This is a genomic window from Lysinibacillus sp. A4 (assembly GCF_024919535.1).
GTDB lineage: Bacteria > Bacillota > Bacilli > Bacillales_A > Planococcaceae > Lysinibacillus > Lysinibacillus capsici.
Window position 1 is genome coordinate 76,737 of sequence record NZ_JANWTB010000015.1, and the last position, 14,010, is coordinate 90,746.

13 protein-coding genes are annotated in these 14,010 nt (G+C 38.8%); all 13 read left to right on the plus strand.

Annotated features, from left to right (window positions below; translation table 11 throughout):
- The first annotated feature begins 291 nt into the window (after window positions 1-291).
- The 13 genes from nusB (at window position 292) to NY607_RS22325 (ending at window position 13,724) form a co-directional block, all read left to right on the plus strand.
- Window positions 292-675, plus strand: coding sequence for a transcription antitermination factor NusB (gene nusB / locus NY607_RS22265; protein WP_004231146.1), 384 nt, complete (start codon window positions 292-294; stop codon window positions 673-675).
- A gap of 31 nt (window positions 676-706) precedes the next feature.
- Window positions 707-1,561, plus strand: coding sequence for a bifunctional methylenetetrahydrofolate dehydrogenase/methenyltetrahydrofolate cyclohydrolase FolD (gene folD, locus NY607_RS22270; RefSeq protein ID WP_054549163.1), 855 nt, complete (start codon window positions 707-709; stop codon window positions 1,559-1,561).
- A gap of 129 nt (window positions 1,562-1,690) precedes the next feature.
- Window positions 1,691-2,506 carry an undecaprenyl-diphosphate phosphatase gene (locus NY607_RS22275; protein ID WP_048392294.1) on the plus strand — a complete coding sequence of 272 codons (816 nt, stop codon included), beginning with the start codon at window positions 1,691-1,693 and terminating at the stop codon, window positions 2,504-2,506.
- Window positions 2,507-2,736: 230 nt separating this feature from the next.
- Window positions 2,737-4,095: an exodeoxyribonuclease VII large subunit gene (gene xseA / locus NY607_RS22280; protein WP_054549164.1), complete on the plus strand. Its 1,359-nt coding sequence runs from the start codon at window positions 2,737-2,739 to the stop codon at window positions 4,093-4,095.
- Window positions 4,092-4,325 carry an exodeoxyribonuclease VII small subunit gene (locus tag NY607_RS22285; protein WP_259420384.1) on the plus strand — a complete coding sequence of 78 codons (234 nt, stop codon included), beginning with the start codon at window positions 4,092-4,094 and terminating at the stop codon, window positions 4,323-4,325. The genes xseA and NY607_RS22285 overlap by 4 nt, the downstream gene beginning before the upstream one ends.
- 3 nt (window positions 4,326-4,328) lie before the next feature.
- Window positions 4,329-5,210 carry a polyprenyl synthetase family protein gene (locus tag NY607_RS22290; protein WP_115673382.1) on the plus strand — a complete coding sequence of 294 codons (882 nt, stop codon included), beginning with the start codon at window positions 4,329-4,331 and terminating at the stop codon, window positions 5,208-5,210.
- 163 nt (window positions 5,211-5,373) lie between these two features.
- Window positions 5,374-7,275, plus strand: a complete 1,902-nt coding sequence (dxs, locus tag NY607_RS22295) for a 1-deoxy-D-xylulose-5-phosphate synthase (RefSeq protein ID WP_131522459.1) — start codon at window positions 5,374-5,376, stop codon at window positions 7,273-7,275.
- Complete coding sequence (locus tag NY607_RS22300) at window positions 7,275-8,093, plus strand: TlyA family RNA methyltransferase (RefSeq protein WP_259420385.1); 819 nt, start codon at window positions 7,275-7,277, stop codon at window positions 8,091-8,093. Before dxs ends, NY607_RS22300 begins: the two co-directional genes overlap by 1 nt.
- 100 nt (window positions 8,094-8,193) lie before the next feature.
- Window positions 8,194-8,643 (plus strand): transcriptional regulator AhrC/ArgR, encoded by a 450-nt coding sequence (gene ahrC, locus NY607_RS22305; RefSeq protein ID WP_004231170.1) that lies wholly within the window; start codon window positions 8,194-8,196, stop codon window positions 8,641-8,643.
- A 33-nt stretch (window positions 8,644-8,676) separates the two neighbouring features.
- Window positions 8,677-10,368, plus strand: a complete 1,692-nt coding sequence (gene recN / locus NY607_RS22310; protein ID WP_259420386.1) for a DNA repair protein RecN — start codon at window positions 8,677-8,679, stop codon at window positions 10,366-10,368.
- A gap of 122 nt (window positions 10,369-10,490) precedes the next feature.
- Entirely contained in the window at window positions 10,491-11,438 is a 948-nt protein-coding gene (locus NY607_RS22315) for a SpoIVB peptidase S55 domain-containing protein (protein WP_048392300.1), read from the plus strand.
- A 384-nt stretch (window positions 11,439-11,822) separates the two neighbouring features.
- The gene (spo0A, locus tag NY607_RS22320) at window positions 11,823-12,614 is read left to right on the plus strand and encodes a sporulation transcription factor Spo0A (RefSeq protein ID WP_016993890.1); all 792 of its coding nucleotides are present in this window, start codon (window positions 11,823-11,825) and stop codon (window positions 12,612-12,614) included.
- 138 nt (window positions 12,615-12,752) lie between these two features.
- Window positions 12,753-13,724 carry a tyrosine-type recombinase/integrase gene (locus NY607_RS22325; protein ID WP_259420387.1) on the plus strand — a complete coding sequence of 324 codons (972 nt, stop codon included), beginning with the start codon at window positions 12,753-12,755 and terminating at the stop codon, window positions 13,722-13,724.
- Window positions 13,725-14,010 lie beyond the last annotated feature (286 nt).

Below are 14,010 nucleotides of genomic sequence, written 5' to 3' on the forward strand. Positions count from 1 at the left end.
GTTCCTTCATTTGTTGATATTGTTCTTCACCGTCAACCATTTTAAATGTTTTTTGCAGCTAAGACATATAGCTTCAGTTTGCATTGTGACACCTCTAACGTTTTTCTTTATTATACCATTACGAACAGGAAACATTCATTTTTGGAATACCACTATTTCGATGAGAAGTGGGCTTAAACAAAAAGTTCCTTGAAAAAGGTTCAGATTATTGAAAACTTGCTTGAAATCGTGTTTCTCATGTGATTTTATGCTATTATAAACCTTAATGCCACTTAAGAAGGAGAGCTTTACATGAAACGACATGAAGCACGCGAAAAAGCGTTGCAAGTTTTGTTTCAGCTAGACAATACGGATCTAACAGTTGAAGAAGCAATGGGCCATATTAAAGGTCAACCTACCAATGCCTTCTACGAAAAGATCGTAAATGGAACAGCTGAACATTTGGAGGAAATCGATGCTACATTAGAACAGCATCTTGAAAAGTGGTCACTTGCCCGTCTACCCAAAATTGAAAGAACGGTTTTACGTTTAGCTGTATATGAATTGTTATACATGCCAGAAACACCAAAAAGAGTAGTACTAAACGAAGCAATCGAGTTATGTAAAACATTTGGCGATGATAGTTCATCTAAATTCGTCAATGGTGTACTTTCTAAATTTACAGAACAAGAATAATGTGTTGAATTGGAAGGAGTAACGAAGGTTTATGTCAAGTGCAATTATTAATGGTAAAGAGATTGGTCAAGAAATTCGTAATGCTGTAGCAGAGCGTGTCATTCGTTTAAAAGAGCGAGGATTGACACCTGGTTTAGCGGTTGTGTTAGTTGGAGACAACCAGGCATCAGCTACATATGTGAGAAATAAACAAAAATCTTGTGAAGCGATTGGTATGTTTTCAGAACTCATTAAATTACCCGAAGAGACAACGCAAGAGGAATTACTAGCACAAATTGAGCTTTTAAATCAACGTGAGGATATTCATGGTATTTTAGTTCAATTACCACTCCCAAAACATATTGATGAGGATACAGTCATTGCAACGATTGCTGTTGAGAAGGATGTCGATGGATTCTCACCTGTAAGCGTTGGGAAAATGATGCTTGGCCAAGAAACATTTTTACCTTGTACACCGTTTGGCGTGATGAAGCTTCTTGAGTATTCAGGAATTGAAATCGCAGGAAAGCATGCTGTAATCGTAGGTCGTAGTCATATCGTTGGTAAACCAATGGGACAACTACTTTTACAAAAGGATGCAACGGTAACCTATACACACTCTAAAACGCCAGATTTACCTTCATTTACAAAACAAGCAGATATTTTAATTGCCGCAGTTGGTCGTGCAAACTTTATTACGAAAGAGCACGTGAAAGAAGGGGCTGTTGTTATTGATGTAGGCATTAATCGCGATGACAACAATAAATTATGCGGTGACGTAAACTTTGCAGAAGTAGATGGGATTGCGTCTCATATTACGCCTGTACCAGGTGGTGTAGGACCAATGACCATCACAATGTTACTATTCAACACAGTGCAAGCGGCTGAAAATACGCTTGCAAAATAAAAAACCTTTTGAAGAAAGTCATCTCAACATTGTGTGAGGTGACTTTTTTGTTGTGTAAATTCAGAACTTTTCTTCGATTTTGTCGTCTAATGTAACGTTTGGGACATACATACTGAGGAGGAGGTTTTTATGGAAAATATCGATATTATGTTAATTGTCAAGCATATCATTATTGGACTTGTCCAAGGTTTTACAGAGCCAATTCCTGTATCGTCGAGTGGACATGTAATGATTGCTAGCGAAATGCTGGGACTAGGTGAACAAGGTTTTACTTTTGCCATCTTAACCAATACAGCTTCGTTACTTGCTATTATGTATATTTATCGTGAGGATATTGTTCGTCTGATCAGTCATTTTTTTCTTTACTTGAAAACTAGAGAAAAGCGGTATAACGCAGATTTTCGCTTTGCTCTCTATATTGTCATCGGTTCAATTCCTGCTGGCGTTTTAGGGGTGTTATTAAGTGATGTTATTGCAGATAACGTAAGTATGACGACGATTGCGCTCATGCTATTTGTGACAGGGACTGCATTATGGTTAATTCGTAATATGCGTGGCAAGAAGAAAGATGCAGATTTACGTGCTAAAGATGCCATCATTGTAGGGCTGGGGCAAGCAGTTGCTTTAACGCCAGGCATTAGCCGTTCTGGAGCTACGATTATTTCCGCCATAGCAGTAGGGATGAAGCAGGATACAGCCTTACGTTTTTCCTTTATGCTTTATATTCCTGTAAGTTTGGGTGGGGTAGTCCTTGGCATTACAGATTTTTTAGACGAGCCGAATAAAGGTGCCTTAGCTCTTCCATATGCCGCCACTTTCTTGGCAACACTCATTATGACTTATTTTGCGATGCGTTGGTTTATGGGCATTATGAAAAGTGGCAAACTTAGCTACTTTACGTATTATTGTTTTATTGTAGGAACTCTTTTATTACTATTTTATTAAAATATAAAGTCTCATAACGTATGAAGTTATGGGGCTTTGTTTGTTATTTGTCATAATATACGATTTCTAATAGTGAGAACGTGTAGGAATGTGTTATAGTTGTTTTTCGATAGAAGAAAGACAGTCATTTTTTCTATCGAAACTGCATTTTGGCACGTCAACGACTGCAAAAAATGTTATGATAGGTGTAGTTTTGTGAAAAACTTGATTTTAGTAAAGGAGCCGAAAACATGTCCTCTGCTTCTTATTTAACAGTAAAAGCGTTAACAAAATATATTAAACGAAAATTCGATGCAGATCCACATTTGCGTGAAGTGTATGTAAAAGGTGAATTATCAAATGTGAAAATTCATCAATCCGGCCATATTTACTTTACATTAAAGGATGATGGTGCCCGAATAGCTGCGACGATGTTTAAAGCAGCGGCTACCAAATTAGCGTTTGAACCAAAGGAAGGTATGCAAGTATTTATCCGAGGGGATGTAAACGTTTACGAAGGCTATGGAACCTATCAGCTATATGTACAGGAAATGCAACCAGATGGCATTGGTAGCTTATTTGTTGCCTTCAATCAATTAAAAGAGCAATTACAAAAAGAAGGTCTTTTTAAACCTGAGTGGAAGCAACCGATACCAAAATTTCCTGAAAAAATTGGTGTGCTCACGTCAACAACTGGTGCAGCTATACGGGATATTTGTTCAACATTAAAGAGGCGTTACCCACTTGCTGAAATTTTGATTTATCCAACCCTTGTACAAGGAGCTCAGGCTGCACCGAATATTGTGCAAAATATTCAACGTGCTAATCAAGAGGCAAGCTGTGATGTGTTGATTGTCGGGCGAGGAGGAGGCTCCATCGAGGATTTATGGGCTTTTAATGAAGAAATTGTGGCAAGAGCTATTTTTGAAAGCCGAATACCTATTATAAGTGCGGTTGGCCATGAAACAGATACAACGATTGCCGATTATGTAGCCGATTTACGTGCACCTACTCCAACAGCTGCTGCTGAGTTGGCTGTGCCCGATCAAGCGGATCTCTACCAACGCGTGCTTACGCAGAAATCACAGCTACATCAAATGGTTAGGTCGCAACTTATGGCAGAGCGACAACGTCTAAATAAGCTCCAGCAGTCTTATCCATTGTCAATGCCAGAAAGACTTTATCGACCTTTTACAGAAAGATTGGCACAGCTTGAGTCAGGATTACAGGCAGCAATGCAAGTGAGCTTGATGAAAAAAGCTGCCCAACTTCAACAATTACATAGTACGGTGGAGCAACATTCACCCAAAAAGGCACTTGCTTTTCATCAGAGAGAGCTTGAAGCGCGCGTTCAACAATTATCACGTGCTACAACGTATTATGTGGCAAAAAAGCAACAACAATTTGAGTCAACCGTTAGAACATTAGAAGCTTTAAATCCACTGTCCATTCTAACAAGAGGATTTACAGTAGCATATAAAGATCAGCAAATGATCAAATCATCCACTGAGGTGCAAAAGCAAGATCAACTGACACTGACTTTCCATGATGGAAAGGTTGTGGCTAATGTGACGAATATCTTGCCAAAGAATGAGGGGGAATTGTTGTGACTGAAAAACAACAAACATTTGCAGAAGCCATGACGACACTAGAAGAAATCGTTCGCCAGTTAGAACAGGGTGATGTGCCATTGGAAAATGCGATTGATTTATACAAGCAAGGAATGGAGCTATCAAAGTTTTGCCATAGTAAGCTGCAACATGCTGAGGAGCAGCTTGTATCAATTGTCCAAGAGACTGGTGAAACAACAGCATTTGATCCACTAAAGGGAGAGAATTAGGAAATGAATGAGCCATTAAAGTACTTTATTGAAAGCAATACACCACAAATTGAAGAGACGATGTTTGCACTTGTTGAACAAATTGATGCACCAGCAGATTTAAAGGAATCCATGCTTTATTCATTAAAGGCAGGGGGTAAACGAATTCGTCCGCTTTTTGTGTTAGCGGTACTAGAGCTTTACCGTGAAAATCTTCAGGACGGTTTGATTGTCGGTTCGGTTATTGAAATCATTCACACATATTCTTTAATCCATGATGATCTACCAAGCATGGATAATGATGATTTTAGAAGAGGCAAGCCAACAAATCATAAAGTTTATGGAGAAGCGCTGGCTACGCTTGCTGGTGATGCATTAAACACACTGGCATTTGGCATTTTAGCACGCATGGATATCTCTGCTGAAAAGCGTATTGAGCTTGTCCAGTTGCTAAGCGTTGCAGCAGGTGCAGAAGGCATGGTTGGTGGTCAAGTACTAGATATGGAAGGGGAGCAACGTCAGCTTAATTTAGCTGAATTGGAACAAGTCCATGTCAATAAAACAGGTGCTTTATTGCGTTTTAGTATTGAAGCGGGAGCCGTACTTGCAGATGTATCAGCACAAGACCGTGCTACATTGAAAGAATATGCGCACCATATTGGTTTAGCTTTCCAAATTCAAGACGATATTTTAGATATTGAGGGAACGACTGAAGAACTAGGAAAAACAGCTGGAAAAGATGTCGCTAGTGATAAAAGCACTTATCCAGCACTCTTAACCCTAGAGGGAGCAAAAGAAAAGCTTGCTGAGCATTATCAACATGCCATTAACGCACTCGATCAATTACCAATAGATGTCAGCCTATTACGTGACTTTGCTGCTTATATAGTTCATCGTAAAAACTAAGAGAAAATCAAGGCGTTGAAGGAAAAGAATATGCTAGAATAGGTGGGAACGTTTGCAATATGTAAACAATGAAGTGCTCGTACTTTTAGCATATTGATAACACTGCTATAATGGTGGAAACACAATTGCGGTGAATATTTTATTGAAAAGGTGTGTGAGAAAGGTGGATTTAAATAAAATAACTAGTCCATCCTTTTTAAAAAACTTAAATAAGAAGGAGCTTGAGCAGCTTGCCCAAGAAATTCGTACCTTCTTAATCGAAAAATGTTCTGTCACAGGTGGGCATATCGGGCCGAATTTAGGCGTAGTTGAGTTAACGATGATGCTGCATAAAATGTTTGACAGTCCTAAAGATAAGTTTTTGTGGGATGTTGGCCACCAAGCTTACGTGCATAAAATTTTAACAGGTCGTGCGAGTCAATTTGACACACTACGTCAGTTCAAAGGGCTTTGTGGATTTCCAAAGCGCGTGGAGAGTGAACATGATGAGTGGGAAACAGGTCATAGCTCGACATCTTTATCAGCAGCCATGGGTATGGCAGCAGCACGTGATATAAAAAAAGAAAACAACTTTGTTATCCCTATTATTGGTGATGGGGCTTTAACAGGTGGTATGGCACTTGAGGCATTAAATCATATTGGCCATGCAAAAACAAATATGATTGTCATCCTCAACGATAATGAAATGTCGATTGCACCAAATGTTGGCGCATTACACAATGTTTTAGGTCGTTTACGTACAGCCAAGGAGTACTCAAAAGCCAAGGAAGAGCTGGAATCACTTATTAATAAGATTCCTGTATTAGGTGGAAAGCTTGCCTCTACTGTTGAACGCGTAAAAGATAGCTTAAAATATTTAGTAGTATCTGGAGTGTTTTTTGAGGAGCTAGGTTTTAAATATCTTGGTCCAATTGATGGACATGATTTTGAAGCGCTTGAAATGACATTATCACATGCGAAAAAAGTAAAAGGGCCAGTCCTTGTTCATGTTATTACGAAAAAAGGAAAGGGCTATAAACCAGCCGAAGATGATACAATCGGGAATTGGCATGGAACAGGTCCTTATAAAATTGAAAATGGTGCCTTTGTGAAGTCTGAGACTACTGGACCAGCTTGGAGTAGTTTAATTGCTGAGACGGTTCGTAAAATTGCTCATGAAAATGAGCGTGTGGTAACGATTACACCTGCCATGCCTGTAGGTTCAAAGCTACAAGGTATTCAAAAGGACTTCCCAAATCGTTTCTTTGATGTAGGGATTGCGGAGCAGCATGCGGCAACGATGGCTGCAGGATTAGCTACGCAAAAGATGAAGCCATTTTTAGCGATTTATTCTACCTTCCTGCAACGTGCATATGACCAAGTATTGCATGATATTGCTCGCCCGAATTTAAATGTCTTTATTGGTATTGATCGGGCTGGTTTAGTGGGAGCAGATGGGGAAACACATCAAGGTGTATTTGATATTGCTTTCCTTCGTCATATTCCAAACATGACAATCATGATGCCAAAGGATGAGAATGAAGGGCAACATATGGTAAAAACAGCAATTGATTATGATGGTGGTCCTATTGCACTTCGTTATCCACGTGGTAATGGAATTGGTGTGCCATTAGATGATGAGCTTATAGCTTTACCAATTGGTAGCTGGGAAGTTTTACGTGAGGGGAAAGATGCATCTATTTTGACATTTGGAACAACGATTCCAATGGCAATGGCTGCTGCTGAAATGCTTGCGCAACAAGGAATCGATATTGAAGTGGTCAATGCACGCTTTATCAAACCGATGGATGAGGATGTGCTACACCGTATATTATCTAGTCAAAAACCGATTTTAACAATTGAAGAAGCTGTTCTACAAGGTGGATTTGGTAGTGGTGTATTAGAGTTTGCTCATGACCACGGCTATTTAAATGCGCTAGTTGATCGAATGGGCATCCCAGATCAATATATTGAGCATGGCAACGTAGATCAGCTACTCGCAGAAATTCATATGACAGCAGAAGATACGGTTGCACGTATGCATGTATTACTTCAACAAAAACAGCAAGTGGGTTTGAATAAATAATGACAAAACAACCAAAAGAACGTGTAGATATTTTACTTGTAGAGCGTGGACTATGTGAAACAAGAGAAAAAGCAAAACGGTCCATTATGGCAGGCCTTGTCTTTTCAAATGAAATACGAATTGATAAGGCAGGCGAGAAAATTGCCGTCGATGCACCGCTACAAGTAAAGGGCTCAGATTTAAAATATGTGAGTCGTGGAGGCCTTAAATTAGAAAAGGCGCTACAAATTTTTGATATGTCTGTAGAAGGGAAGCTAATGCTTGACATTGGCTCCTCTACAGGTGGCTTTACAGATTGTGCCTTACAACATGGTGCAAGACATTGCTATGCACTAGATGTTGGTTCGAACCAATTAGCATGGAAAATTCGCTCTGATGAACGAGTGACAGTAATGGAGAAAACGAATTTTCGCTATACAACGGCAGCCGATTTATCAGAAGGTTTACCTGATTTTGCAACAATCGATGTTAGCTTTATTTCGTTATCACTGATTTTACCAGTATTAAAAACATTATTGCTGCCAGGTGGGGATGTTATGGCATTGGTGAAACCTCAGTTTGAAGCTGGGAAAGATAAAGTAGGTAAAAAAGGAATCGTTCGTGATAAAAAAGTACATTTAGAAGTTTTGGAAAAAACGGCTGCAATGGCAACTGAGGTTGGTTTTGTAGTAAAAGATGCTTCATTCTCTCCAATCACAGGTGGAGAAGGAAATATTGAATTTTTATTCCATTTAGTGAATCCTATTGAACAAGAAGTGCTACCTGCATATACAGCTTTTAATGCACTCGTTGAAGAAGCGCATAATTCTTTAAAATAACACGTGCTCGCTTATAGAGCCGTGTTTTTTCTTGTGCTTTTTTGTTGAAAATGGTAGTGTGATTATACACATATACAATTATTTATAAGAGGTGATTTCGTTGAATAAAGGGCAACGACATATACGGATTCGGGATATTATCGCCAATCATGAAATTGAAACACAAGATGATTTAGTCGATTTTTTAAAAGAAGCAGGCTATAATGTGACACAAGCTACAGTATCAAGAGATATAAAAGAGCTTCATTTAGTAAAAGTACCATTACAGGATGGGCGTTATAAATATAGCCTACCCGCGGATCAACGTTTCAATCCAGTCCAAAAATTACATCGTGCATTAGCGGATGCTTTTGTAAGTATTGATGGGGCATCACATTTTTTAGTCATGAAAGCTCTTCCTGGGAATGCGAATGCCATTGCTTCCCTACTTGACCATTTAGATTGGCCGGAAATTTTAGGGACAATTTCTGGAGATGATACCATTTTAATTATTTGTCGAAATGAAAATGAGCGTGAAAATACAAAAAATCGTTTATTAGACATGCTATAAAAAATGGTTAATTTGATTTAGAGGTGACAATTTGTGTTAAGAGAGCTTAGTATTCGAAACTTTGCCATCATTGAGGATTTGACTGTCAGCTTTTTAGAAGGCTTAACAGTTCTCACTGGGGAAACAGGTGCCGGAAAATCTATTATCATTGATGCGGTGCATTTACTTGCAGGAGGACGAGGCAACACTGAATTTATTCGTCATGGAGCAAGAAAAGCAGAATTGGGTGGCTTATTTCAAATTTCGAGTTCAGTTCATCCTGTTCTGAAAAAGTTAGAAGAAGCAGGCATTGAAATAGAAGAAGATACAATTATTTTACGTCGTGATTTGAATGATACCGGTAAAAGTATTTGCCGAGTGAATGGTAAGCTCGTGCCTTTGTCGGTACTAAGAGACATTGGGGCAAGTCTCATAGATATTCATGGCCAACATGAAAATCAAGAGCTAATGGATGAAAAGCAGCACATCAATTTGCTTGATCAGTTTGCAGAAGAAGAGCTGTCGCCGATTCAAAAAAACTATCGCGCCCAATATGATGAATACCGTTTGCTCAAAAAAGACTTAGCTTCTATATCCATTGATGAGCAATTGATGGCACAACGTATCGATTTGTATCAATTTCAAATTAAAGAGTTGGACGAAGCTAATTTAAAGTTAGGTGAGGAAGACGAGCTTTTAGACGAACGCCGTCGTCTGATGAATTTTAATAAAATTTTTGAACGTTCTAGTGCAGCCTATGAAGCCATTCAGGGCGAAACGAAAGGGCTTGATTGGATCGGAACAGCAATGGGTGCTTTAGAAGATGCTGCAACGGTTGATGAGCAATTCAAAGAATCATCTGAGGCAGTGACAACTGCGTTTTATGCATTACAGGATGCAGCCTATCAGGTCAAAAATGTGTTAGATGAATTGGAATTTGACCCTGCACGTTTAAATGAGGTTGAGCAGCGTTTAGCGTTGTTGCAAACTTTAAAACGCAAATATGGTACGACAGTGGAAGAGATCTTGGCTTATTATGAAAAAATTAAAAACGAGTTAAATGAGCTGTTGAATCGTGATGAGATTTTGCAGGTGAAAGAACGACGTGTGTTAGAGATGGAAGCTGTACTCAATAAGCTGGCTAGTGAACTTTCAACTGTACGTAAAGCTGCAGCTCAACAATTGAGTGAAGCAATTATGGCAGAGCTACGTGAATTACATATGGAAAAAGCAAAATTTATTGTCAATTTCGATGAATTACCCTATTTTGATGCCAATGGGAAAGATCAAATTATCTTCTACATTTCCACAAACGTTGGGGAACCACCAAAGTCTTTACCGAAAATTGCATCAGGTGGAGAATTATCGCGAATGATGCTAGCGTTAAAAACCATTTTCTCTTCTTCCAATGGAATTACTTCCATTATCTTTGATGAGGTGGATACAGGTGTCAGTGGTCGTGTTGCGCAGGCGATTGCAGAGAAAATTGCCGCGATTTCTGTTAATTCTCAAGTTTTATGTATTTCACATTTACCTCAAGTTGCAGCGATGGCTGATCATCATTACTTCATTAAAAAAGAAGTCGAGCATGATCGAACGTTTACTTCCTTATCAGAAATTGATCAAGATGCTCGAATAGAGGAAGTTAGCCGTATGATGTCTGGAACGGAAATTACAGCGTTGACACTACAGCATGCCACGGAGCTTTTAAAAATGGCAGATGAACGAAAAAAACAAATGCGTTAACCATTATTCCAGAAACAGTTTCAGCTGTTTCTGGCTTTTTTCATTTTGCGCAAATATTTACCGCTTATAAGAACGTCACAACAACACATAGTAAAAAGACAAAAATGAAAAGGAGGTGTCGTATGAATCGTCATTGGCGTCAATTAGTCATTTTGCCTATGCTCATCTTTTTATTAGTGTTGCCTATACAAGCTTTAGCCGCCAAAAAGCTTATACCAATGGGCGAAGCAATTGGAATTCAACTTCAATTGTCCCATGTATTTGTCGCACACGATGTACTGTTAGCTTCCAATCAGTGGATGAAAGGAGGCGCTGTTATTGAAAAAATAAACGATATACCAGTAAAATCTCTTGCTGATGCCAAGCAGGCTGTGGCAAAAGATGGCCAACAGACATGGACGATCAATAGTGAAGGCCAACAAATTACATTGGAATTACAAAACCAAGAAGCAGAGCATGTCATTTCCTTTTTAAAAGATGAAACAGATGGAGTAGGAACACTGACTTATATTGATCCAGAGACAAAAAATTACGGTGCACTAGGTCATCAAATTGTCGATTCAACCCTACAAGAAGCCCCTGTTTTTAGAGCTGGCTCCATTTTTTTAGCTTCTATTCAGCAAATCCGAAAAAGCACACCAGGCCAACCTGGCTATAAAATTTCCTCCATTGAAAAGCATCAAGAACGTCTAGGCAGTATAGATAAAAATACTATTTATGGTATTTTTGGCCGCTGGGAAGACGGTTATCAACAAAGATTACCCAAAGCGATAGAAATTATGCATGAAAAAGATATAAAAACGGGGAAAGCTGAAATCTATACAGCCATTGAAGGCAGTAAGGTGGAAACCTTTTCAATAGAAATTACCAAAGTGGAAAATGAACGCCTTGAATTTATAGTATCTGACGAGAAGCTCATTGAAAAAACAGGTGGCATTTTGCAGGGAATGAGTGGCAGTCCTATTATCCAAGACGGTCGTTTTGTCGGTGCTGTGACACATATGTTTGTGGAGGAGCCGAAAAAAGGTGCAGCGCTAACAGTAGCGGAAATGTTAAGAAGGTCTTCATAAAAAGTTATGAAAGGTAAAAATCCGTTTAATTTTCCCCAGGCAGGACAAAAGCCGCGGGAAACTACACGGATTTTTTACCTTTATTTCATCGAATCCAACATGTATTTCCGATAATTTCCTGAAGAAGGCATGATATTTAAAAAAACTGTAGTTTTATCTACTAAATTTATCTAAAATAAGTTATAAGAGCATTCGACAAGTCGCGTCATTTAGCGTAACTTGTCGATATTAAAAGAAAGTATCGGACTACATACTCATTTTTGGAAATAGAAAAGGTTTTTAAAACAAAAATGTCGAAAATTCCACAGTGTGCCAAAAACGGCATTTAGGGGTTTAGGTTATCGCTTTGAGGTGTTCAAAGCAAGTCCAGAAGGAGGAATTGAAATGACAAAGGTAAAAGTAGCGATTGCAGATGATAATCGTGAGTTATTAAAAACAATGGAGCAGTATTTTCAAGGACATGCCGAAATAGAAATTATTGCAACTGCTTCAAATGGAAAAGTATGTCTCCAAATGCTTGAGGAATTTACACCAGATATTTTACTTCTAGATATAATAATGCCTCATCTTGACGGTTTAGCTGTATTAGAGTCCATGTATCAAAATGAGAAAATGTCATCCATTCAAGTCATTATGCTCACGGCTTTTGGCCAAGAGGATGTCATGAAACAGGCGGTGGATTTAGGAGCTTCTTATTTCATGCTAAAGCCCTTTGAATTCGACCAATTGGTACAAAAGATTTTACATTGTGCTGGACAGAAGGCGACACTTCCGAAAAAGACAAGCGTATTACAACCGACAGTACCTCAAAAATTAAATCAGCATCAATTAGACAGTACGATTACAGCCATCATCAAAGAAATCGGTGTACCTGCACATATTAAGGGCTACTCCTATTTGCGTGAAGCCATTCAAATGGTCTTTGAGGATATTGAATTATTAGGATCTGTGACAAAAATTTTATATCCAGAAATCGCTAAAAAATTTAATACGACACCATCCCGCGTGGAACGTGCGATTCGTCACGCCATAGAGGTAGCCTGGAATCGTGGCAATTATGAATCCATTTCGTCAATGTTTGGCTATACAGTCCATCACTTGAAATCCAAACCAACAAATAGCGAATTCATCGCCATGATCGCAGACAAAATTCGTATTGACATGATGGCTAGCTAGGCGTTGGTATGACTGCGTTTGTGGGCGACAGGCTAGCGGAGAATATGCGGTAAACTTATTATATAAAACAGTTATATTACGTTAATTATAACGTCTTCTTAAACAGTTTTTACGACTGATTAAGGGGGCGTATTTTTTATGGCTTTAAATTCGTTTTTAGTAGAAATTGATCGCTACATGCTCGATTGTTCAGCGAAAGGTCTGTCGCCTAAAACATTAAAATCGTATGAACAGACGCTTAGATTATTCGCAAGGTACCTATTGGATAACTTCGAAATAGATGACGTTAAAAGCGTCAAGGTAGAGCATATTCAAGCTTATATTCGTTCAATCGAAGATAGAGGTAAGTTTACAGTAAGTGCCGTAGAATCGCCTGTAAACTACCCAGAACGACGGGTCGATTTTGGTAAACCGGTGAGTAAAACGACAATAGCGAATTATGTACGTAACATAAAAGCATTTTATTCGCATTTATATTCAGAGCAACTTATTCGCAGCAATCCGTTAAAGGATTTAAAGAATGTTAAACCAGAGCGAAAAATCAAAGTTATGCTCGAAGATAATGAGTTAAAACAGTTTTTCCGTTCCTTCGACGTTAGTAAATTCGATCAATACCGTGATTGGGTAATAGCTCGATTAATCTTTGATAGTGGAGCTAGGATTGGCGAAATTTTAGAAGTGGTGCCGTCAGATATTGATTTACGTAGTAACGCAATTTTATTAAGGAAGACTAAATCGGGAAAACAGCGATTTGTTTATTTCTCGCAGAAAACTCGTAATCACTTAAAATCATGGATTGCATTTAAAGATAGATATACAGATAGTAATTACTTATTCCCGACAAATCGAGGTACAAAACATCGTATAGAAGGCGTGGAGCGTTCGTTTAGACTTCGGAGTCGAGACGTTGGCCTTCAAATAACACCGCACTTACTTCGAAATAATTTCGCTAAGAGGTATTTAATAAACGGTGGTGATTTAGCAACGTTATCCCGATTACTGGGACATGCCAGCGTTGAGGTCACATCGCAAATCTATCTTGATTTCGCTGATAAGGAAGTGATGAAGAAGTATCGACAGCATAGTCCACTTGAAAATTTGGATATTTAAACAGAAAAAAAGCCGACTGACGTTGGAGCGTCGACCGACTTTACAACTTAATATCTACGCTAAAAATTGCCTGCCAGCAATAGCGTTTCTTAGGGTTCATTATATCGAAATTTTTTCGATGGTGCAACTTCTATTAAGTGCATCCTTTTTTAGCAGTAGCGACGAGGTAGCCCACTAATTCGTCGTTAATCTAACCTGGTCAGTGCCGTCCGTCACATCGCAAACTACGGAATATATCGCAGATACACGTTTCCCTGTTAACGTAGCGACGAATAGCGAGCACGGC

Coding starts and splice junctions, on each gene's coding strand:
- nusB (WP_004231146.1), top strand. CDS start 292: ATGAAACGACATGAAGCACGCGAAAAAGCGTTGCAAGTTTTGTTTCAG.
- folD (WP_054549163.1), top strand. CDS start 707: ATGTCAAGTGCAATTATTAATGGTAAAGAGATTGGTCAAGAAATTCGT.
- NY607_RS22275 (WP_048392294.1), top strand. CDS start 1,691: ATGGAAAATATCGATATTATGTTAATTGTCAAGCATATCATTATTGGA.
- xseA (WP_054549164.1), top strand. CDS start 2,737: ATGTCCTCTGCTTCTTATTTAACAGTAAAAGCGTTAACAAAATATATT.
- NY607_RS22290 (WP_115673382.1), top strand. CDS start 4,329: ATGAATGAGCCATTAAAGTACTTTATTGAAAGCAATACACCACAAATT.
- NY607_RS22300 (WP_259420385.1), top strand. CDS start 7,275: ATGACAAAACAACCAAAAGAACGTGTAGATATTTTACTTGTAGAGCGT.
- NY607_RS22315 (WP_048392300.1), top strand. CDS start 10,491: ATGAATCGTCATTGGCGTCAATTAGTCATTTTGCCTATGCTCATCTTT.
- spo0A (WP_016993890.1), top strand. CDS start 11,823: ATGACAAAGGTAAAAGTAGCGATTGCAGATGATAATCGTGAGTTATTA.
- NY607_RS22325 (WP_259420387.1), top strand. CDS start 12,753: ATGGCTTTAAATTCGTTTTTAGTAGAAATTGATCGCTACATGCTCGAT.